Source organism: Streptomyces spororaveus, from assembly GCF_016755875.1.
Taxonomy (GTDB): Bacteria; Actinomycetota; Actinomycetes; order Streptomycetales; family Streptomycetaceae; genus Streptomyces; species Streptomyces spororaveus.
Window position 1 is genome coordinate 8,046,292 of record NZ_BNED01000005.1, and the last position, 19,350, is coordinate 8,065,641.

Annotated in this window: 17 protein-coding genes and 1 pseudogene; 7 read left to right on the forward strand and 11 right to left on the reverse strand. The window is 68.9% G+C overall.

What is annotated here, in order from left to right:
* Nucleotides 1–90: 90 nt before the first annotated feature.
* The 6 genes from Sspor_RS38765 to Sspor_RS38790 all read right to left on the reverse strand — a co-directional run bounded on the left by Sspor_RS38765 (nt 91) and on the right by Sspor_RS38790 (nt 6,382).
* Entirely contained in the window at nt 91–342 is a 252-nt protein-coding gene (locus tag Sspor_RS38765; protein WP_202203304.1) for an acyl carrier protein, read from the reverse strand.
* Nucleotides 339–1,667: a dihydrolipoamide acetyltransferase family protein gene (locus Sspor_RS38770; RefSeq protein WP_202203305.1), complete on the reverse strand. Its 1,329-nt coding sequence runs from the start codon at nt 1,665–1,667 to the stop codon at nt 339–341. Before Sspor_RS38770 ends, Sspor_RS38765 begins: the two co-directional genes overlap by 4 nt.
* Before the next feature lies 1 nt (nt 1,668).
* A complete protein-coding gene (locus Sspor_RS38775) occupies nt 1,669–2,673 on the reverse strand; it encodes an alpha-ketoacid dehydrogenase subunit beta (protein ID WP_202203306.1) in 1,005 nt (334 codons plus the stop codon).
* On the reverse strand, nt 2,670–3,749 hold the full coding sequence (gene pdhA, locus Sspor_RS38780) for a pyruvate dehydrogenase (acetyl-transferring) E1 component subunit alpha (RefSeq protein ID WP_202203307.1): 1,080 nt from the start codon (nt 3,747–3,749) through the stop codon (nt 2,670–2,672). The genes Sspor_RS38775 and pdhA overlap by 4 nt, the downstream gene beginning before the upstream one ends.
* Before the next feature lie 25 nt (nt 3,750–3,774).
* Nucleotides 3,775–5,565 (reverse strand): acetate--CoA ligase, encoded by a 1,791-nt coding sequence (gene acsA / locus Sspor_RS38785; RefSeq protein WP_202203308.1) that lies wholly within the window; start codon nt 5,563–5,565, stop codon nt 3,775–3,777.
* Between the two features lie 121 nt (nt 5,566–5,686).
* Entirely contained in the window at nt 5,687–6,382 is a 696-nt protein-coding gene (locus Sspor_RS38790; protein WP_202203309.1) for a CBS domain-containing protein, read from the reverse strand.
* Nucleotides 6,383–6,644: 262 nt separating this feature from the next.
* On the opposite strand from Sspor_RS38790, the gene Sspor_RS41775 reads away from it, so the two are divergent.
* Both Sspor_RS41775 and Sspor_RS38800 read left to right on the forward strand, forming a co-directional pair.
* Nucleotides 6,645–7,547, forward strand: a complete 903-nt coding sequence (locus Sspor_RS41775; protein WP_202203310.1) for a universal stress protein — start codon at nt 6,645–6,647, stop codon at nt 7,545–7,547.
* Entirely contained in the window at nt 7,544–8,404 is an 861-nt protein-coding gene (locus tag Sspor_RS38800; protein ID WP_202203311.1) for a universal stress protein, read from the forward strand. The genes Sspor_RS41775 and Sspor_RS38800 overlap by 4 nt, the downstream gene beginning before the upstream one ends.
* A gap of 106 nt (nt 8,405–8,510) precedes the next feature.
* Here the strand turns inward: Sspor_RS38800 and Sspor_RS38805 are convergent, their stop codons facing one another.
* Nucleotides 8,511–9,176 (reverse strand): class I SAM-dependent methyltransferase, encoded by a 666-nt coding sequence (locus tag Sspor_RS38805; RefSeq protein WP_202204116.1) that lies wholly within the window; start codon nt 9,174–9,176, stop codon nt 8,511–8,513.
* 373 nt (nt 9,177–9,549) lie between these two features.
* On the opposite strand from Sspor_RS38805, the gene Sspor_RS38810 reads away from it, so the two are divergent.
* Together Sspor_RS38810 and Sspor_RS38815 are read left to right on the forward strand one after the other, a co-directional pair.
* Nucleotides 9,550–9,834 carry an SHOCT domain-containing protein gene (locus tag Sspor_RS38810; protein WP_202203312.1) on the forward strand — a complete coding sequence of 95 codons (285 nt, stop codon included), beginning with the start codon at nt 9,550–9,552 and terminating at the stop codon, nt 9,832–9,834.
* Nucleotides 9,835–10,154: 320 nt separating this feature from the next.
* A pseudogene (locus Sspor_RS38815) lies at nt 10,155–11,114 on the forward strand (PEP/pyruvate-binding domain-containing protein); the annotation flags it as partial.
* Between the two features lie 103 nt (nt 11,115–11,217).
* Here the strand turns inward: Sspor_RS38815 and Sspor_RS38820 are convergent.
* The gene (locus Sspor_RS38820; protein ID WP_202203313.1) at nt 11,218–11,664 is read right to left on the reverse strand and encodes an OsmC family protein; all 447 of its coding nucleotides are present in this window, start codon (nt 11,662–11,664) and stop codon (nt 11,218–11,220) included.
* Nucleotides 11,665–11,853: 189 nt separating this feature from the next.
* Between Sspor_RS38820 and Sspor_RS38825 the strand changes: the two genes are divergently transcribed.
* From Sspor_RS38825 to Sspor_RS38835, 3 genes are all read left to right on the forward strand, one after another.
* Nucleotides 11,854–12,423: a tyrosine-type recombinase/integrase gene (locus Sspor_RS38825; RefSeq protein ID WP_202203314.1), complete on the forward strand. Its 570-nt coding sequence runs from the start codon at nt 11,854–11,856 to the stop codon at nt 12,421–12,423.
* A gap of 861 nt (nt 12,424–13,284) precedes the next feature.
* The gene (locus Sspor_RS38830; RefSeq protein WP_237404226.1) at nt 13,285–13,458 is read left to right on the forward strand and encodes a pirin; all 174 of its coding nucleotides are present in this window, start codon (nt 13,285–13,287) and stop codon (nt 13,456–13,458) included.
* Between the two features lie 957 nt (nt 13,459–14,415).
* Nucleotides 14,416–15,504, forward strand: coding sequence for a hypothetical protein (locus Sspor_RS38835; protein ID WP_202203315.1), 1,089 nt, complete (start codon nt 14,416–14,418; stop codon nt 15,502–15,504).
* A gap of 424 nt (nt 15,505–15,928) precedes the next feature.
* Here the strand turns inward: Sspor_RS38835 and Sspor_RS38840 are convergent, their stop codons facing one another.
* The 3 genes from Sspor_RS38840 to Sspor_RS38850 all read right to left on the reverse strand — a co-directional run bounded on the left by Sspor_RS38840 (nt 15,929) and on the right by Sspor_RS38850 (nt 19,285).
* On the reverse strand, nt 15,929–16,339 hold the full coding sequence (locus Sspor_RS38840; protein ID WP_202203316.1) for an SHOCT domain-containing protein: 411 nt from the start codon (nt 16,337–16,339) through the stop codon (nt 15,929–15,931).
* Between the two features lie 50 nt (nt 16,340–16,389).
* Nucleotides 16,390–17,226 carry a class II glutamine amidotransferase gene (locus Sspor_RS38845; protein WP_202203317.1) on the reverse strand — a complete coding sequence of 279 codons (837 nt, stop codon included), beginning with the start codon at nt 17,224–17,226 and terminating at the stop codon, nt 16,390–16,392.
* A 628-nt stretch (nt 17,227–17,854) separates the two neighbouring features.
* Complete coding sequence (locus tag Sspor_RS38850) at nt 17,855–19,285, reverse strand: DUF2252 domain-containing protein (protein WP_202204117.1); 1,431 nt, start codon at nt 19,283–19,285, stop codon at nt 17,855–17,857.
* Nucleotides 19,286–19,350: the final 65 nt, after the last annotated feature.

A 19,350-nucleotide genomic window follows, 5' to 3' on the forward strand; every position in this document is an offset into this window, starting at 1 on the left:
CCGCAGGACCGTGGCCCTCTTCCAGCGTCACCTGCGGCGCGGCGACCGAGGAGGGGCCGACTGGCCCCATGTGGGACCGATCAGCCCCCGCTACTTCACGGACGTGTGTGAGGCGACGTAGTCCGCGCAGCCGTCCAACGTGTTCAACGCCGGATAGTCGGTCTCGGGCAGGGCGAGACCGGTGCGCCCGCTCAGCGCCTCGATGAAGTTGAGGAAGTCGAGCGAGTCCATCTCCAGGCTGTCCCGGAAGTTCTCGTCCTGAGGGAGAGCGGCCGCGTCGGCGCCGGGAACCGCATCTGTCAGGACGTCCTTGATCAGTACGAGGGCCTCGTCACGGTTCACAGTTCCTCCGGTCGTTGGAGCAGGCGGTCGATGGACGTCAGGAAACGCGCCCCCGTGGCACCGTCGCTCGCACGGTGATCTGCGCAGAGCGTGGCCGTGACGGTCGGGTGCACCGTGAGCATCCCGTTCACGGCTACCGGCTGCTCGATGACACGCCCCAGACCGACGAGCGCGACCTGCGGCGGGTAGATCACCCCGAAGACCGCCTCCACCCCCTGATCGCCGAGGTTGGTCACCGTCAGTGTTGGGTCGGCCGTCTCCGAAGCCCGCAGTCGGCCGCCGCGCGCCCGTGAGACCAGTCCCTTCAGCGTCGCCATGAGCTCCGGCAGCGGCATCGTGTCGGCGTCCGTCAGCGCCGGCGCGACGAGGCCTCCACCGCGCAGGGACACCGCGACACCGAGTCGCAGGGTGTGCGAGGGGACGAACGCTCCGTCCTTCCAGTAGCCGTTCAGTTCCGGTACTTGGCGTGCAGCCAGGGCAACCGATTTGAGCAGCAGGGCCGCCGGCACGAACCGTTCCGCCACGGGCCTGCTCGCATTCCGGTCGCGCATCCATGCCATCGCGACGGCCAGATCGATCTTCGTCGACAGGTAGTAGTGCGGGATCTCGCGGTTGGCGCGGCTCATCAGAGCCGAGATCGCCGCACGCGCCGGAGCTGCGGGCTCGGCCGTCGCCGAAGACGGGCGCGCTGGTTCGCTTTGGACCGCATGTGCCGGAGGGCCCGCCGTGGCAGCACGTACGTCGTCGGCCCGGATCGTGCCGCCCTGTCCGGTTCCCCGGAGCGCACCCAGGTCGACGCCCGCCGACCGGGCCAGCCGACGGGCGAGAGGCGAGGCCTTCACCCGATGCGGCCCTTCGGTCGGTGCGTGCTCCACGTCGGAACGGGTGATGCGACCGCCCTTGCCGGAGCCGTGCACGGATGACAGGTCGATGCCCTTCTGCTCGGCCAAGTGCCGCACCAGGGGAGAGGACACGGTGTCCCCGGCCGCGGTGGTGGTGCTGCCCGTGGCGGCTCGCAGTTCGGAGGCCGGGGCCGTCGGCTGCTTCGCAGGGGCAGGGGCAGGGGCAGGGACGGCGGCCGGAGGCTCAGTTCCCGTGTTGATGACGGCCATCCGTGTACCGACCGGCACGGTGGTACCCGGGTCGACGAGGAGTGCACCGACCGTTCCCGAGTCGAAGCACTCGACCTCGATCGTCGACTTCGCGGTTTCCACGACGGCGACGACATCGCCCTTCGTGACGGTGTCACCGGGGCCTACCAGCCACTCCACGAGGGTGCCCTCGTCCATGTCCGCGCCGAGGGAGGGCATGGTGAAGTCGGCCATGTCAGGTCACCGTCCGGCGCACGGCGTCCACGATGGTCGCGGGCTGGGGAAGCGCCGCTTCTTCGAGCTGCCGTGCATAGGGAATGGGGACCTCCGCGCTGCATACGCGCTGAACGGGGGCATCGAGCTCGTAGAACGCCTGCTCGGTGATGCGGGACGAGATTTCCGCGGCCAGGCTGCCGCTGCGCCATGCCTCGTCGACGATCACGGCCCGGTGGGTTCGGCCGACGGACGCCATGACGGTGGCGTCGTCGAGGGGGCGCAGGGTGCGTAGGTCCACGACCTCCGCGCTGATGCCCTCCCCGGCAAGGGTTTCCGCTGCGGCCATGGCCTTCGGCAGAGAGCCGCCGTACGTGATCACCGAGACGTCCGTACCCGACCGGCGTACGGCCGCCGTGTCGAGATCGACGGCATCAACGGTGGCGTCCAGCGAGCCCTCCGCGTTGTAGAGACTGCCGTGTTCGAAGAGCAGCACCGGATCGGGGTCCGCGAGGGCGGCTGCGAGCATGTGGCGCGCGTCGTCGACCGTCGCGGGTGCCAGCACCCTGATGCCGGGGATGTGGGCGTACCAGCCTTCGAGGCTGTGGGAGTGCTGGGCGCCGAGCTGTCGGCCTGCCCCGGTGGTCATGCGGATCACGACGGGGACGCTCAGCTGCCCGCCCGACATGTGGAGCAGTGTGGCCGCGTTGTTGAGGATCTGGTCCAGGGCCAGGAGACTGAAATTGACGGTCATGATCTCGACCACGGGCCGCATCCCGCCGAGTGCGGCGCCGATGCCCGCGCCGACGAATCCGGATTCGGACAAAGGCGTGTCGCGGATACGGTCAGGTCCGAACTCTTCGAGCAGGCCCAGGCTGACGCCGAAGCATCCGCCGTACCGGCCCACGTCCTCGCCCATGAGGAAGACCCGTTCGTCCTGCAGCAGGGCTTCGCGCAGCCCCTCACGGAGCGCCTCCCGATAGGTGGTCGGCCGGGAAGTCCCGGTCGGTGCCTTCCGTGTGCTCATGCCGCGCCCCCGGTTTCGCTCGTGACGAAGCGGAGCAGGTCCGAGACCGGTTCGAGCGGGGCCTTCTCGGCCCGCTGTACGGACTGGTCGATCTCGGCGAGTACTTCCTTGTCGAGTTCTTCCATCACCCGGTCGTCGAGCTGCCCTTCGGAACGCATCAGTTCGGCCAGTCCTTTGAGGGGGTCGCGTCCCTTCCATTCCTCGATCTCGGACTTGGCCCGGTACCGGTCAGGGTCGTACATGGAGTGGGCGCGGAACCGGTAGGTCTGTGCCTCGAGGAAGTGCGGTCCGTTGCCTGCGCGCACGGACTCCGCCGCCCTGAGTGCGGCCGCTTCGACGGCGAGGACGTCCATGCCGTCGACCGTCCACGCGGGCATTCCGTAGGAGGCGGCACGCATGGCGAGGTTGGTCTGGGCGTGCTCCCGGGCCAGGCTCGTGCCCATGGCGTACAAGTTGTTCTCGCAGACCAGCAGCAGGGGCAGCCGCCACAGGGCCGCGAGGTTGGCCGTCTCGTGGAACTCGCCTTCGGCGAAAGCTCCGTCCCCGAAGAAACAGCAGGTGACGCGGGTGCTGCCGCGCATCCGGTCGGCGAGTGCGAGTCCGGCGGCCAGGGGCAGGCCGCCGGCCACGATCGCGTTGCCCCCGTAGAAGCGGTGCGTGGCGTCGAACAGGTGCATGGAGCCGCCGCGTCCGCGGCTGCAGCCGGTGGCCCTGCCGTACATCTCGGCCATCACGGCGTCGGCGGAGACTCCGCGAGCCAGGGCATGCCCGTGTTCGCGGTAGGTGGAGACCACCGCGTCCTCCTCGCGCAGTGCCTGGTTGACGCCCACGGCGACGGCTTCCTCACCGATGTAGAGGTGGACGAACCCACGGATCTTCGCGCCGCTGTAGAGCTCCACGCACCTTTCCTCGAACCGTCTGATGGCAAGCATCCGGCGGAGCAGGGACAGGTGGTGCCCGGGTGCGGGATGCCCGTCGGGAGCGCCGCGGGCGGTGGTGGCGGGTCCCTTCTTGTGCCCGCTCCTGCGTGCTGCGCTCCGGGCCTTTCCTTCGGGCTGCGGGGTGGTGCTGCTCATGGTTCCGCCTTCTCTCACGAGCGGGTCATCCGGGGTTCTCCAGCGTGGACAGATCACCTTCGGGCAATCCCAGTTCCCGGGCGCGCAGCAGGCGGCGCATCACCTTGCCGCTGCGCGTCTTGGGGAGGTTCTGCTCGAACTCGATCTCTCTGGGCGCCACCGCGGGGCCCAGCCGCCTGCGTGCGAACGCCAGAAGTTCTCGCTTGAGGGACGCGTCGGGGGAGAGCCCGGGACGGAGGGAGACGTATGCCTTGACGACGGCTCCCACGACCGGGTCCGGGCGGCCGATCACACCGGCCTCCGCGACAGCGGGATGCTCCATCAGCGCGCTCTCCACCTCGAACGGTCCGATCAGGTGTCCTGCCGACTTGATGACGTCGTCGGCGCGGCCGACGAACCAGAACCACCCGTCCTCGTCGCGTTTCGCAAGGTCGCCGGTGAGGTACCAGCCGTCTGCGAAGCAGGCCCGGTAACGGGCCTCCTCGTTCAGATAGCCCCGGAACATGGAGGGCCAGCCCGGACGCAGCGCCAGCTCTCCCTCGACGTCAGCCTCGGTGATGACCCGAACGCGGCCTCCCGCGACCTCGGCGCGTCCGTCCTCGCCGCGTTCGAGCAACGCGGCCTCCACACCGGGCAGAGGCCGTCCCATGGAGCCGGGCCGGATGTCGCTGGCCGCGAAGTTGGCGATCATGATCGCCCCGGTCTCCGTCTGCCACCAGTTGTCGTGGATCGGCAGGCCGAGTACCTCCTGCCCCCACAGGACGGCTTCCGGGTTGAGCGGTTCACCCACGCTTGCGATGAAGCGCAGAGCCGACAGGTCGTACGGCCCGGGCAGATCCCGGGTGCCGTCCCTGGGGGTTGCACGCATGAGCATGCGGATGGCGGTCGGTGCCGTGTACCAGACGGTGACCCGATGGTTGTCGAGGATGCGGTACCAGCGGTGGACGTCGAAGTCCCCTTCGTCGACCATGACGGTCGCGCCGTGCGTGAGCGGGGCGATGATCCCGTACGAGGTACCGGTCACCCATCCCGGGTCCGCCGTACACCAGTACACGTCCTCCCGGCGCAGATCGAGCGCGAAGGCCGCCGTCGCGTGGTGGGCCACAACCGCTTCGTGCACGTGGACCGCGCCCTTCGGGGTACCGGTCGTACCGCTGGTGAAGTGCAGCAGCGCCATGTCCTCCGGATCGGTGGCCGGCACCGTGTACTCCTCCGGAGCCTCGTCCATGAGTGCGGCGAAGGAGAGCGTGCCAGGCGGCGGATCGGTCACCGGACCCACGAGCAGGACATGGTCCAGATGAGGCAAGCGGTGCCTGTTCTCCTCGACCTTGCGCCGGTACAGCGCCTCGGTGGTGACAAGGACCCGGGCATCGCCCAGCTCCAGCCGCTGGCGCACGGGCTCGGGGCCGAAGGCCGAGAAGAGCGGGCACAGCACGCGTGCGCTGCGCAGCGTGCCCAAGACGGTCGTGTACAGCTCGGGGCAGCGGCCCAAGAGGGTGAAAACCCTCTCTTGTCGGTCCACGCCCAGGGAGGTGAGGACGTTGGCGAAGCGGCCGGTGAGGCCTCCGAGCTCGCCGTAGGTGAGGCGGGTGACGGTGTCGTCGGGTGCGATGCAGCGGAGTGCTTCCCGCCCGCCCCGGCCTGCCGCCAGGTGCCGGTCGACGGCCTCGTAGCCGATGTTCAGCCCGCCTCCAGGCAGCCCGGACAGCAAGGACCTGGCCGTTTCCCAGTTGAAGTCCGCGCGGGCCCGCTCGTAGTCCTGGAGCATGAAGACGACACCGGGGCCGGGCTGCTTGCGGATGATCGAGTAATCCATGGCCGGGTCCTTCTCCTTGCCTTGGAACCATCAAGGAGACAGCGTCACGTCGGGTGACGGCCGTAAACGCAGCGAGCGGGCGTCGGAGATTCCCCCAGATGGGCGACACGGGACGTCGCCGTTACAGGGACATCCCGTAGGCGGTGCGGTGCGGTGGGGTGGGCAGGGAGCCATCGTGGGTAGCCGCCAGGCGGGAGGCGACTGCGACCACACCGTCCAGCTGGCTGGTGAGGCGGATCAGGACCGGAATCTGGCTCTGTTTCTCCAGCCGGCCCTCCAGTGTCACGATGCCGTCGACCACGTGGACGGTGACCGCATCGGCGCTCAGCCCCATCGTGTCCACGAGTATGTCCGCGACTACGCGGTGACGTATCTCCGAGTCCGGTCGCAGGAAGAGCCAGAGCAGGTCACGGCGGGTGACGATGCCGACGAGTCGGTCCTCGTCGTCCACGACCGGCAGTCGCTCGACGCCGCGGCGGGCCATCAGCCGGGCGGCTCCTGCCGCGGTCTCGTCCGCGTGAACCGTCACCGCCGGTGCGGACATGGCCTCACCAGCGGTGAAGGTCACCTCGGACGGGAATGGGGCCCCGCCCCGGCCGGTATCGGGCTCCTCGCCCACCGGTGCGTGATCGGCGGCTGCGAGGCCGATCAGGTCGCTCTCGGAGACGATGCCGAGCACCCGGTCCTCGTCGTCGAGGACCGGCAGTCCGCTGATGTCGTGCTGAGCGAGCAGCTTCGCGACATCCTTGAAAGGGGTGGACGTCACGACCGAGACGACCTCGTCGGTCATCAGGTCTCCGACCTTGATGTGCTTCATGAGGCACCTCCTGCCGTCACGGCGATCCACCCGGACGGGAACGCCGGAGGACGCCGATAACCACGATCCGCCCCGTGCCAAGAGACGAGGAGGGCCGAATGGTCCGGAGCCGGGCCCGATCGGACCTGTGCCGCACCTGCGGCGCGGGATTGCATGAACCAGGACCACCGGTCCCTGCCAGGTACTGAAGGGCCGTCCTGACCGAGAAGTCAGAAGAGCCGACCGGAGAGCCCGACCCCTGGCGGCTCCCTGAGGAGGAACCATGGAAGGCACCACGAGCAGCTCGGAACTCGGCGCCGTCGTCGTCGGTGTCGACGGCTCCGAACCGGCCCGGTGGGCAGCGTTCTGGGCGGCGGCGGAGGCCGCGCGCCGCGAGTGCCCGCTGCGCATCGTGCACGGGTCCGACACGGACGGCCGGGTCCTCTACGTCTCGGCGAAGAGCATCGAGCATGTCCGCCAGGCGGGCCGGGAACTACTGGATGCCACGGTGGCCGCAGTCACGGAGCGGTTTCCCGGCCTGCAAGTCAACGCCGAGTTCAGCCGCAGGGCACCGGTCCCGAGCCTCCATCAGGCCGCGGGCCCCGACGGCACCATCGTGGTCGGCAGCCGGGGGCTGGGCGGTTTCAGCTCCCTCATGCTCGGATCGGTCGGCCTCAGGGTCGCAGCGGGGGCGAAGACGCCCGTCATCATCGTCAGGGGCACCGAGAACGGCGCTGGGACGGGCGCGGTGCTCGCCGCCGTCCGTGACGAGCACGACCTCGATTGCGCACGGTACGCCGCACGCGAGGCACAGATCCGCGAGGGCTCACTGCGGCTGCTGCACGTGTGGAACATCCTGCAGTCCGTCGGCGAGGTCGTGACCCTGCTCGACGACGTGGAGGAAATCGCCAACGAGCAGGTCCATCACCTGAACGCGGTGGCGGACCGGGTGCGCCAGGAGTTTCCGGACCTGGCCGTGCAGGGTGACGCGGAGAAGAGCACGTCAGTGGCTTCTGTCCTGGTCGAGGCTTCGCGCCGGGCGGACCTGCTGGTGATGGGCGGCCGAAGGGCACCCAGCTACCTCGGGCCCACCCTCGGACGGGTCACGCACAGCCTCGTCCATCATGCCCACTGCCCCGTAGAGCTCATTCCGCGCCACACGGACGAGAACGGGAGCGAATCGTGAGCGACGCGGGCGCACACGAGGAGATCGTCGTCGCCATCGACCCGGCCAGGGACTGGCGTCTTCCCCTGGCCTGGGCGGTGGACGAGGCCGGGCGACGCCGGCTACGGCTGCGACTCGTGGTAGCCGTACCTCCTCAGCACGACACGCAACACGTCGACGACACACCGCGTAGCATCGCCTTGCACCAGGTGGCCGCGGACACCCTCGGCGAGGCTGCCGCCTGGAGCAGGGAGCGACACCCGGAGGTCGAATCGGTCGTGGATCTCGTCGAGGGGTTCCCCGCCCCGGAGATCGGTCGTCTGTCGAGGCGGGCCCGCATGATCGTGCTCGGCTCCCGTCACCTGAGCCGGACTTCGGAGTTCCTCAGCGCCGGTTCCCTGGTTGTTCCCGTCAGCGCCCAGGCGCAGTGTCCGGTCATCGTCGTGGGCGACGCCGAGCACGTCACGCAACAGCCGCCCTACCTGGTGGTGGGCATTGACGGGAGCGATTCCTCGAAGGCGGCCCTCGCGCTGGCCTTCGAAGAGGCCGACCTCAGGGGGGCCAGGCTGCGTGCCGTGTCGGTGTGGGAGCCCCCGCTCTTCCTGCACCACGACGAGGAGGCCGCGCTCCAAGGGCAACGACGCATGCTGTCCGAGACGACGGCAGGCTGGTCGCAGGAGTACCCGGACGTCGTGTTGACGCACGAGGTGCTGTCCGGGCACCCGGTGGAGGAGCTCGCCGGTGCCGCCGAGCACGCCCTCGCCGTGGTCGTGGGCCGTCGAGGCAAGGGAGGTTACACGGGCATGCGACTCGGATCGGTCGTCCACGGGCTGCTGCACCGGGCGCACTGCCCGGTGATCACGGTCCCCGTGCGTTGAGGACTGCGTGACGACGCCCGCCATCGGGTGCACCGAGCATCGTGGCGGTACGACGGAAGCCGAACCGGAACCCGAGAGCGGACAGCGCTGAGCCTTCAGGCGGTGCTCACCGAGGGACGGTCTGCGTGACGCGCCACAGCCGCCGGGGGAGGCCGCCTTCCTCGAAGGCGGCGACCTCGACCAGAGTCCAGCTTCCGGCGAGGGCGTCGACCAGGTCGCGGGAGAAGAAGTGGACGGCGAAGCCGCCGTGTTCCCAGATGTCGTCTCCGTGCCCGGCACCGGCCTGGTAGTGGGCGTCCCCGGTGTGGCGGACGGTGTAGACGAACACTCCGCCCGGCCGCAGTACCCGTCGCACCTCGGCGGCCAAGGCGTGGATCTCCTGGGTGGACAGCGCCATGCAGAGCAGCATGTGGGCGAACACGGCATCCACCGCGGCGTCCGCGAGCGGCAGAGGCTCGCGGACGTCATGGACCGCTGTAGTGACCCGCTCCGTGACGTCTTGGGCCGCGGCGGCTTCACGCAACTGTTCCAGACCCACCGGGCTGAAGTCGGTGGCCAACACGGAGAACCCCTGGCGGGCGAAGTACAGCGCGTCACGGCCATGGCCGGCACCCAGCTCCAGCACCTTCCGGGCCCCGGCGGCCCCGAAGACGGCAGCGGCGTGGATCGCCGGATCGGATGGCTCCTCCCCGTACATGCCGGGATGCCAGCCGTAGATCTGCTGCCAGTGCGCACGCTGAACGTCGCCCAGCCCCTGCTCCCGCTCCGACATACTCACGCCCTCCTCACCAGGTCGGCCTCGCCTCAATCGGCCCGCCAGGCCACCCTGGAGGGACACCATGTCGTCACCGCGCCCACCCGCCGTTCCACGGCCGTCATTGCTGTCGGCACTCGGCTTCCGGCACAACTTCTGTGGTGAAGAGCCGACTCTTGCGGTGGCGCCCGGGGCGGGAAGGTGTGCCCATTGCGGCCTTCGTTCGGGTCCTCCCGTCTCGAGGCGGGCACGGCCCTGAGCATAGGACTAACGGCCCTGGTTGCGACCCCGACCAGCCCATGCCCGGACGACACGGGCCGACGGACAGTGAGGACATGGGGGACATGCCCTGCGGGCCGTGTCCCAGACCATCGCAACAGGAGCGTGAGCCATGTTCTGGTACGACCACGGAATGGGCGGATGGGGCTGGGTCGCCATGACGTTCAGCATGGTCCTCCTCGTGGCTCTGGCCGTCGCGGGAGTCGCACTGCTCCTCCGCAGTGCCGACCGCTTCCCCTCGGGCCCGGTGCAGCCCCCGGCCGCGCCTTCCGCCAAGCAGGTGCTCGCCGAACGGTTCGCCCGAGGCGAGATCGACGAAGAAGAGTACGAACAACGTCTGACCGCACTGCGCGCGCACGGGCCAGGGCACGGCCGGCCGGGACCGGGAGAGACCTGAACCCCTCCCTCGGGGACGGTACAGGCCGCGACAGGCGGCGTGCGGTTCGTGATCCTCCATACGGAGCGCGGGCGGAGGCAGGCCGCAGATGAAGGGTCGCGATATCGAGTCTGTAGGCGGGGAGTGGCTTGAGGGCCCACTGGCCACAGGAAGGGCCAACCGGCCCCTCCTGGAGGCCGACCCGCCAGACAGACTGAGAACAGAGAAGGCAGCGCATGCCATGGAACCAGCGGTTGCGTTCGCGCGGCACGACGGGTGTCCGCGCGGACACGATCAGCGCCCCGAGAGGAGGGGGGTCGACGAAGGGGTTGGTGGCAGGGATGGGTTCGTACGTGTACGACTTCAACGAGGGCGGCCGGGGCATGGCCGCGCTCCTCGGAAGTAAGGGCGCGAATCTCGCGGAGATGACGTGCCTGGGATTGCCGGTTCCGCCGGGCTTCACCATCACCGTCGATGCCTGCCGTGCCTTCCTGGCCACCGGTGAGCCGCCGGAGGGCTTGGAAGGCGAGGTCAGCGAGCACTTGGCGGCGGTGGAGCAGGCTGCCGGCAAGAGGCTGGGGCAGGTGGACAACCCGCTTCTACTGTCGGTCAGGTCGGGTGCCGGGCACTTCATGCCGGGCACGACGGAGACCATCCTGGACATCGGCCTGAATGACCTGTCCGTGCTGGGACTGGCCAGGGTGCCCGACCGGGACAGGTTCGGCTGGGATTCCTACCGACGTCTTGTGCAGATGTTCGGCAGTACGGCCATGGGTGTCGAAAGTTCACTGTTCGAAGACGTGCTCCGGCGTATTGAGCTGCAGCACCAGGTCGCGGACGACTCAAGGCTGGACACCTGCGACCTCATACGGGTTGTCGAAACGTTCAAGGACCTCATTCTCGAACGCACCGGCCGGGCGTTTCCGCAGGACCCGGCCGAGCAGCTGTGGCAGGCGGTCCTCACCGCGTGCCGGTCCGGAACGGCGGTCACCGTCCAGAGCATGGTCTTCGGCAATCTCGGAGCCGACTCCGGCAGCGGCGTCGTGTTCAGCCGGGATCCGACCGCCGGGCGTTCAGGGCTGTACGGCAAGTACCTGCCGAACGCGCAGGGCGAGGATGTCGACTCGGGCGTCCGCAACAGCTTGCCGCTCCAGGAGCTGGCTACGCTGGACCCGGCCTCGTTCGATCGCTTGTGCGGATGCATGGAGCAGCTGGAAGAGCACTATCGCGATGTGTGCGACGTCGAGTTCACGATCGAACACGGCACCCTGTGGCTGCTCGAAACCCATGTGGGCCGGCGCGCGAAGTAGCCGCACCATCGCCTCACTCCTACCTGGCGACGGAACCGCCGGCGGCGAGGCCCCGGCCGAGGATGCCTGTCCGCCCGCCTTGTGAGCGGGGCGGCTACGGTGCGAGCTCGATGCCGATGTCCGGCGATCGCTGGAGCGTGTTGTGGACGGTGCAGTGCGAGGCGACGGCGAGAAGGCCCGCGCGCCGCTCTGCGGGCAGCTGCGGCGGCGGCACGATCATCATGCGCACCGCGGCCACCCGGGCAGGGCGGTCGGTGGCCATGTCGAATTCCGCCCGCACGCCCAGCCCGTCGCACGGCATGCCGTGGCGGAGCAGGTAGCGCCCCGCGTAGAAGGCGACACACGTAGCCAGGGACGCTGCGAACAGCTCGGTCGGCGTGGGCGCGGTGTCCGCCCCGCCCGCGTCCGTGGGCTGGTCGACACGGAGGCGGTGCCCGCGCACGTCGACCACGTAGACGTCGCCTTCGACGTGGGTGACGTCGAGCCGGTGGGCCTCTCCGGGCAGCCGCTTACCAGTCCCTTCCGGTGCAGTGTCGGTCATGGCGGTACCTCCGGTTCCGGTCGGTTGCTGCCACTGTGGGCGATCCGTCGGCCGTGGGCGTGGGCCCTTCGGGCAGCTGTCTGACCCTGTTGGCCCCTCACGAATCCGCAGCCGGAGCGCGAAGCTGAAGGCCCCACCGGGCTGAACTCATCCGGCCCATGCCCCGTCGTCGCATCGCGGAGGCACGCCATGACGGCTCAGGTCACCGTGGGTCTGGACGGATCCCGGGAAGGTTTCGCAGCGGCCGCCTGGGCCGCGTGCGAGGCCGTACTGCGCGAGGTCCCGCTGCACTTGGTCCACATGGAAGCGGGGCAGGGCCGAGCGGTCCCGCTGCCGCCGAGCATCGCTGCCAGGGTGCAGGAGCACCTCCAGCGGTATGGAACGTTTCGCGCCAGGGACGCGGTGAACCGGCTCCCGGGCGACTACCTCTTCTCGAACGTCGGTGGCACAAACATCCGCATGTACGCGCTCGTCGACCGTCTGTGGCGGACAGCCAAGCAGAGCGCGGGCATCACAAGGAAGATCACCCCGCACTGGCTGCGCCGCTTCTTCGCCTCGGCGGGTCTGTCCAAGGGTGCACCGGTAACGGAGATGGCCGAGTGGCTGGGGCACCGGAATCCACGCATCACCCACGAGACGTACGCGCACGTGATGTCGGACGCCCCGGGGCGTCTGAGGGCCTTGATGGATTCGGTCTTCACGCGCGAGACCGAGCTGAGCCTGCCGCTCGAGTTCGAGGCCGTGGTCCAAGCGGCCTGACGCCCGGTGGCGCGATCGCGATGCGACCGGTCTCGACCGTCCGGCCGTATCGCCGGACGCGAGGCGCCAATCCGATCCGCCCGTGAACGACCGGGTTCAACGCTGCGTGGTCAGCACCGAACCTGCACGGGAGCCACCACGGAGGGTGCAAGACGGGCTGATCCACGCGTTTGCGGCAGGCGTCGGCCGGGGGTTCCGGAAGCCTTCCAGGTGTCCAAGGCGGCGGTGTGGTGGTGGGGTACACAAGGTGGTGCCTGAATGTGATGTCCCGCCACATACGCCGCCGACCTGTGGGCTTCTACGGTGTGGCCACACCAAACGTCCCCGCAGACCCCGGAAGTGGTGCACATGACCGCCCCCGCAACAGCCGCACCATCGGCAACCGGAATCCGTAGAATCGTCGCCGCCAGCCTCATCGGGACCACCATCGAGTGGTACGACAACTCATCCGACCGGCGCTATGACCTGTGCTTTCCGTTCTTTTGAGTGAGGGCAGTCAGCACCGAACCAGCACCGGAACGGCGAGTGCTGGTTGTGGTCGCCGGACCCCGTACGCCGCTGCATCGGAGGTGAGGCTTCCGCGACTGACGGCCGTCACGCGAAGTTATATCTTGTGTCATCAGGTGTGTCACCACCGCCGCTGGAGTCGGAGGGCGGTTCAAGACCGTTCGCACTGGATCAACGGGTCACCTGCCCGGGGCGAGCGCCGCCTACCCAGCCGTCGCGGTGAGCGCCACGACTCGCCTACCGTACGATCCGGACTTCGAATGGGCGGTCTTGCTCATCCCGGGCCAGGCCTGCATCGAATGGCTGTGGATCACCGAGCTTCCCCTGTCGGCGCCGTTGGAGGTGGGCCTGTAGGTGGCGGATCTTTCGAGGATCGCCATGTTCTGGAACTGGATCGGACGGTCCCAAGAGGATATCGCAGGCTTCCGCGAAGACTGGATGAATGGCACCCGCTACGGCGAGGTGAAGGGCTACGACGGCGCTCCGATTCTGGCTCCGGAACTCCCCCCCAACTCGCCTGAAGACTAGGGGAAGAGTGCGCTGAACTGCGCGTATGACCTGAAGGTGGGGCCCGGTGTAGTGGCCGCGCCGTCCCTCCGCTGCCGGAGGTCCGTCGGGCGCCGACGAGGCCTCTGGGAGCGCTTCCCGATCTTGAGGTCGAGTCTCAAGTGAAGCAGGCTGTGGTCAGGTCCAGTCGGGCGAATGCTGACCCTTTGCTGACTTTACTGACGAGTAGTTAGATGTCGAGGGGGGAGTCTGGGCGCGCCTCCTGGCAGAGGAACGTCATGCCGAGGGGCCTGGTCCAGGGCTCTTCGGCGGTCGCGGGCAGCTCCAGGTGGGCTCTCGGTCGAGGCCGCGGCCTGCGGCCGGTGTGTCGCGGAAGTCCGTGCGCAGCGTTGTGGACAGTCAACAAAGCACGGAGTTGAAGCCGCCGGTCGGGGTCGGCTGAGCCTCGAAGTGACGGGCGCTCAGTGACCCGTGCGGCGCGGGAACGCCTGTTGGGTCAGATGCGGGTGCCGGCTCCCGACTGCTCGGCTGGCCGACGATCTGGGGCGGGGACGGCGAGCTTGCTGCGGGCCGACCAGACGAGGAACGACTCGGCATATCGCGTCGCTTCGGATTCGGCGTCGACCACGACGAGGGCATTCGGTGGGACATGGACCAGATCGTAGTGTCGTGATCACGCACTGTGGGGAGAGCTCCGTGATCCGCAGCAGCGTCTCCCCTCCCCCCCCGGGGGCGGACAGCCGGCCGATGCGCAGTGGTGGAACGGCGGGGCGGTCGGGCATCCCGGGGGACACCGCCTGACGAGGTATGTCCGGGCGCCCGTACGCGGGCGCCGGTGCCCGATGGCCGTCAGGCACCGCGGACGCGCCTTCAGGATCGCTGATGTGCCAGGCCGGAGCCGGAGGCCAGGAGCCGCATTTCAGGGCCATGAAAGAGACAACGAATGCGGAGCCGCGTGCGGACGCGCAGCATGGAGGCATGGTTGTGCTCTCGCGGCCGGAGAGGCGTTCGAAGGCCTCCGCGTCCAGCGTCGGACCGGGATCCCCGTCGAGCGGCTCCCGTACGGGTGCCGGCCAGGAGAGCTCCGGGATCCGCCGACGCCCGGTGCCACCCGGCCTGCCCCGAACGTCCTGCACGGCTCTCGCGGCCCTCCTGACGGCCGCTCTGGCCATCGTGCCGATCGGCCCCGCCCACAGCTTCACCGGTGACAATCACGAGGACATCACCCGGGCCGCACTGCCCTGGGAGTCCATCACACTGACCGAGATGGCCGACGCCCACGTCGGGGCGATCAACGGCAACGACCGCCCCCCGTACTTCGACGTCGGCCCCCTGCACTGCGACAACGCCGACTATCTGGCGCCCCGCCACGCCTCCGACTACCCCCGCACCCGGGATGAGGCGACCACCGAGCTCCTCGCGTGCGTCCGTACCTCCGTCACCCGCTTCCGCAACGCGGTCGAGGCGGCCGACGGCCTCGTGGACGCCGACGGCACGGTGCGGGCCGACCAGAGCGACCTGTCCTCGCACTGCACATGGAACGGGAAACCCGGGCGGGCCAAGTGCGCCGTCCTCGAACAGCTCGGCCGCGGCTGGCACCAGATCGAGGACTTCTATGCGCACTCCAACTGGAGCGACCGGCCCGCGCCCGGCCCGGTCGGCCTCGACAACCCGCCCCGCCTGGAACGTACGGACGTCGCACCGTTCCTCGACATCCGCCGCTACAGCGCCATGAAGGACGCCGACTGGACCCGCGACGCGCGTGAGCGTATCCCTGCGGACCTCGCCACCGGCTGCTACACCGACATCGATTCCACCGGGCTCAAGCCCGCCGACTGCGACGGGCGCGTCACCCACAACCGTGCCCTGAACAAGGACACCGCCGCGTCGACCCGCTCCAGGACGGGTGACAACTTCCACCACGCGACGGCCGGCGCCACCGCCGAGATCACGCGCCAGTGGAACGACTTCAAAGCCGAGCTGATCGCGAAGTACCCGGATCACCGCCGCGGCGCACAGATGGTCTGCGCCCTCGTCCACGATGAGCCGGCCAGCGCCTGCCCCTGACGGGGAAGAGAACGGTCGGACGCACGGCCATCTCCTCCCTTCATGATGTGGGCTTCAGCCTGTGAGTTGGTGGAGGCCTCTGCCGATGAGCCTCAGTCCGAGCACGAGGCAGTGGTACGGCGGCTCCGGCGGCGTCTGTGGGCGGTTACGGTCACGAGGCAGGCGAGCCAGGCGAGGACGAACGCCAGCCTCTTAACACCTCACAGGACGCGGACACGACCAGCACGAAGGCCGTGATCTGCAAGGGGAGGTTGCCGGGCTTTTCAGGAGGCATCCGACGGGGCAACGAGGGCAGTCGCCGTGGACCACAGTTCGGCGTCCGGAGCTCTCGACAGGCCAGCAGTCGAGGATTGGCAGATACGGGCGCGGGTGCTTTTGCGGGTACCACCCACCGGTCTCCGCAGTCCGGGTCGCCGCGACCCGATCAGGCCATGAGGACTTTGTGCTTGGCCTGCTGGAACTCGGCTTCCGTGATCTCGCCGCGGTTCTTGAGCTCGGCTAGCCGGGACAGTTCCTCCGCTTGGCTGCCGGACCCGGCGCTCTGGTGCACGTAGGAGCGGAACTGCTCCTCGTTCCGCTGGGCCTGCTTCAATTCGCGTTCGCCCATTCCGCGCCCGCGGGCGATCAGGTAGACGAACACACCCAGGAAGGGCAGCAGGATCACGAAGATGGTCCATCCCGCCTTGCCCCAGCCGCTCAGCTCGTCGTCCCGGAAGATGTCGCCGATGACGCGGAAGAGCAGGAAGAACCAGAGTACCCAGAGGAAGACCATCATCATGGTCCAGAACATGTTCAGCAGCGGGTAGTCCACTGCCAGGTTCATCGAGTCCTTCATGGGAGGTCTCCTGTCGGTTGTGACGGGGGCTGTGACAATGCGGCCCCGCGTCATACCGGTTCTGGGGTGAAGGCACACAACTCGTCGGCCCCGGCGTGTACGACGCCGTAGCTGCTCTCGGGAACCTCGTGCCAGGCGCCCGGCAGATCGCCGAGGGGTTCGGACACCACCAGGCGGGTCTCGTCGGATACTTCTTGAAGGAACGCCATGTCGGGGTGCAGTTTGCGCAGTGCGTCCACGCGGGTGCTGTAGAAGAGCGACCGTGAGGCGCCCTGGCTGGAGTAGCGGAAGGCCCACACGGTCGTCCCGTCACTGACGGCGACCGTCATCTGTATCGGGTACTCCACGCCGTGCTCGCGGCCGATGCGTTCCACCAGCCCGACCATCCTGGCGACGGCGCCCGGCGGGTCCTCCTCCAGCCCGAAGGTGAGCGCCAGGTAGAACATCGTCTCGGAGTCCGTCGTCCCCTCGATACCCGAGTACAGCGCGGGATCGACGAGCATGGTGAGGTCCCGCCGCATCGCGTGGAAGCCGGCGATGGAGCCGTTGTGCATCCACATCCAGCGGCCGTGCCGGAACGGATGGCAGTTCGTCTGCTGCACCGCCGTACCCGTCGACGCCCGGATGTGGGCGAAGAACAACGGCGAGGTGACGTGGTCCGCGAGCTCCCGCAGGTTCCGGTTGTTCCAGGCGGGGCCGACGTCTCGCATGAGCGCCGGGGTGCCGTCACTGCCCTGCGGATACCACCCGACGCCGAACCCGTCACCATTCGTCGTTTCGACACCCAGTTTGGAGTGCAGGCTCTGATCGATCAGCGAGTGGGTGGGTTTGTAGAGGATCGTGTCAAGCAGCAGGGGTGTTCCCGAGTAAGCCAGCCATCGGCACATGCGCGATCACCTGTATTTCTCACTGAACCGCGGGAGTACCTGCGTGGCCCGCTCGGCCCCCGGCTCCCGGCTCCCGAAGTCTGCAAAGAGGTTCGCCGGTCGCCGGTCACCTCGCTGCCGCAGCCCGCTGCTGCCGTGCTCTGCTGTGAGTGCGCTGAGAGTGGAGCGCCGCTTTCCCTGTGTCGCGGGCGGCGCCGTGTGCGCGGAGCGGGTGGCTCTTGTCCGGCCAACCTCATTTTCGCCTCCTTCGCCGCACATCGCCATGTAGCGCGGATCGGACGGCCGCCGCTGCGAGCTCGGGGCGGTGGAACCAGCCGAGCTGTCCGCTCCGAAACCGACGCGCGACCGACGACCGCCGCGTGGCCGGACTTCGAGGCCCACGACTTCGACCGGATCGCGACGCGGGGGGACGCACCTTCGCCGATTTCCGGTGCAGGAACTCAGCACCACCCTGCGCCACCTCAAGGACGGCCTTGGAGACGGCGTCCGGCACCGCGTGCACCCGACCTGACAGCGTGGCCTCATGGTCCGGACCGCGATCGCCGGTGGAGGGGGCGGGCCGGAGCGAGTGCGACGCGAGCACCGGCGGGCCCCGGTGTGGCCCGGCGCCGACTGTGCCCAGCGGTGGTCAGGCTGCGGGGAGTTCCTGTGCGGGCAGCCGGCCTGCTTGGACCGCGTCGACCAGAGCTTGATGGTCGCGTTCGTTCTGATCGGCGTACGCCTCGGCGAATGCGGCGACCGCCCGGTCGAAGGATTCGCTGCGGCCCAGGTACGCGGCGATCGCGATGCGGTCTCCCGACCGGGCGTGCGCACGGGCGAGGGTGATGCCGCACACCTCACCGAACGTCTCCAACTGTGCGGGCGACATCGTCTCCGGCATCGCGATGCCCTTCCAGTCGCGCAACTGGCGGATGTAGAAGTCGCGCTGCTTGCCGTCGATCCCGTCCACCCGCTCCCAGCCGAGGAAGATGTCGCTCGCCGCCTGCATCAGCCGCTGCCCGGAGACCACGCGCTCGCCTTGGTTGCGGTATCTGCTCGCGCCGATGTGGGCGGCGAGCACGGAGGTGTCGGCTTCCTTGGCCTGCAGGAAGAGAGGATCCTGGCCGTCACGGCCGAGCAGCAGCAGGATCCAGCAGCGGGTTCCGACGCTGCCGACGCCGACCACCTTGCGGGCCACGTCGACGAGCCGGTAGTCCTCCAGGAGCGCCCGCCGGTCGGTTGGCATCGTGAGGCCGTAGCGTTCGACCAGCCGGCGGAGCCGGCGCTCGAATGTGCTGCGCTCGGCGTCCGGCAGCAGGTCCGCGAGCGGTACCAGCAGCGGGGGGTCCGCCGCGATCTTCGGCCGGCCGTCGACCAGTTCCGTGAGTTTCTCGAAGACCTGCAGGGTGTCATGCGTGCGAGCCTTCGCCAGGGCACCGGTCAGTTTCTTCCGCCCGCTCTTGCCGAGCCGACCGGTGGTCAGGGCCTCGAGGCTGTCCGCGTCGATCTTCGCGTACCAGACGTCGAGGTTGCCCATGCCGGCGAAGCCGCGCATCGCCTCGCGGTACGAGCGCACGGCAGAGCTCACGATGCCCGCGCGCTCGGCCTCGTCGAATCCGTTCGCCCGGCCGGCGATGACGAGACTCGCCGACAGCCGTTTGACGTCCCACTCCCAGGGACCGGGCAGGGTCTCGTCGAAGTCGTTGATGTCAAACATCAGCTGGCGCTCCGGAGAGGCCAGCAGCCGGAAGTTCAGCAGGTGCGCGTCCCCGCACAGTTGGGCCGTGATCCCCGAGTCCGGGCTGCCGGCCAGGTCGGAGGCCATGATCGCGGCGGCTCCCCGGTAGAACCGGAAGGGGGACTCCGTCATCCTGCTGTAGCGGATGGGGACCAGCTCGGGTACCCGGGCCGCAGACTGCTCCTCCAGTATCGCCAGTGGGTCCCGCCTGTCCGGAGACGGCCGGTACTCGGCGTGCCCGGACCGCGGCGAGCGGCGCCGGGCCCCCTTGCCGTGGTCCGCGCGTTCCTGGGGTGTGCTGTGGGGTACCGCGCGCATCGCGGTGGTCGCACTCTGGGACATCAGTGCACTCCTGCCTGCTCTGCTGCCCTCAGGACGGGAACGGCTCGGCTCCTCGCTCTGCGAGA

What these genes read in the sequence shown, in the direction of transcription:
- Sspor_RS38770 (WP_202203305.1), bottom strand. Translation starts at nt 1,667, where the DNA reads ATGGCCGACTTCACCATGCCCTCCCTCGGCGCGGACATGGACGAGGGC.
- Sspor_RS38775 (WP_202203306.1), bottom strand. Translation starts at nt 2,673, where the DNA reads ATGAGCACACGGAAGGCACCGACCGGGACTTCCCGGCCGACCACCTAT.
- pdhA (WP_202203307.1), bottom strand. Translation starts at nt 3,749, where the DNA reads ATGAGCAGCACCACCCCGCAGCCCGAAGGAAAGGCCCGGAGCGCAGCA.
- acsA (WP_202203308.1), bottom strand. Translation starts at nt 5,565, where the DNA reads ATGGATTACTCGATCATCCGCAAGCAGCCCGGCCCCGGTGTCGTCTTC.
- Sspor_RS38790 (WP_202203309.1), bottom strand. Translation starts at nt 6,382, where the DNA reads ATGAAGCACATCAAGGTCGGAGACCTGATGACCGACGAGGTCGTCTCG.
- Sspor_RS41775 (WP_202203310.1), top strand. Translation starts at nt 6,645, where the DNA reads ATGGAAGGCACCACGAGCAGCTCGGAACTCGGCGCCGTCGTCGTCGGT.
- Sspor_RS38805 (WP_202204116.1), bottom strand. Translation starts at nt 9,176, where the DNA reads ATGTCGGAGCGGGAGCAGGGGCTGGGCGACGTTCAGCGTGCGCACTGG.
- Sspor_RS38810 (WP_202203312.1), top strand. Translation starts at nt 9,550, where the DNA reads ATGTTCTGGTACGACCACGGAATGGGCGGATGGGGCTGGGTCGCCATG.
- Sspor_RS38820 (WP_202203313.1), bottom strand. Translation starts at nt 11,664, where the DNA reads ATGACCGACACTGCACCGGAAGGGACTGGTAAGCGGCTGCCCGGAGAG.
- Sspor_RS38825 (WP_202203314.1), top strand. Translation starts at nt 11,854, where the DNA reads ATGACGGCTCAGGTCACCGTGGGTCTGGACGGATCCCGGGAAGGTTTC.
- Sspor_RS38835 (WP_202203315.1), top strand. Translation starts at nt 14,416, where the DNA reads ATGGTTGTGCTCTCGCGGCCGGAGAGGCGTTCGAAGGCCTCCGCGTCC.
- Sspor_RS38840 (WP_202203316.1), bottom strand. Translation starts at nt 16,339, where the DNA reads ATGAAGGACTCGATGAACCTGGCAGTGGACTACCCGCTGCTGAACATG.
- Sspor_RS38845 (WP_202203317.1), bottom strand. Translation starts at nt 17,226, where the DNA reads ATGTGCCGATGGCTGGCTTACTCGGGAACACCCCTGCTGCTTGACACG.
- Sspor_RS38850 (WP_202204117.1), bottom strand. Translation starts at nt 19,285, where the DNA reads ATGTCCCAGAGTGCGACCACCGCGATGCGCGCGGTACCCCACAGCACA.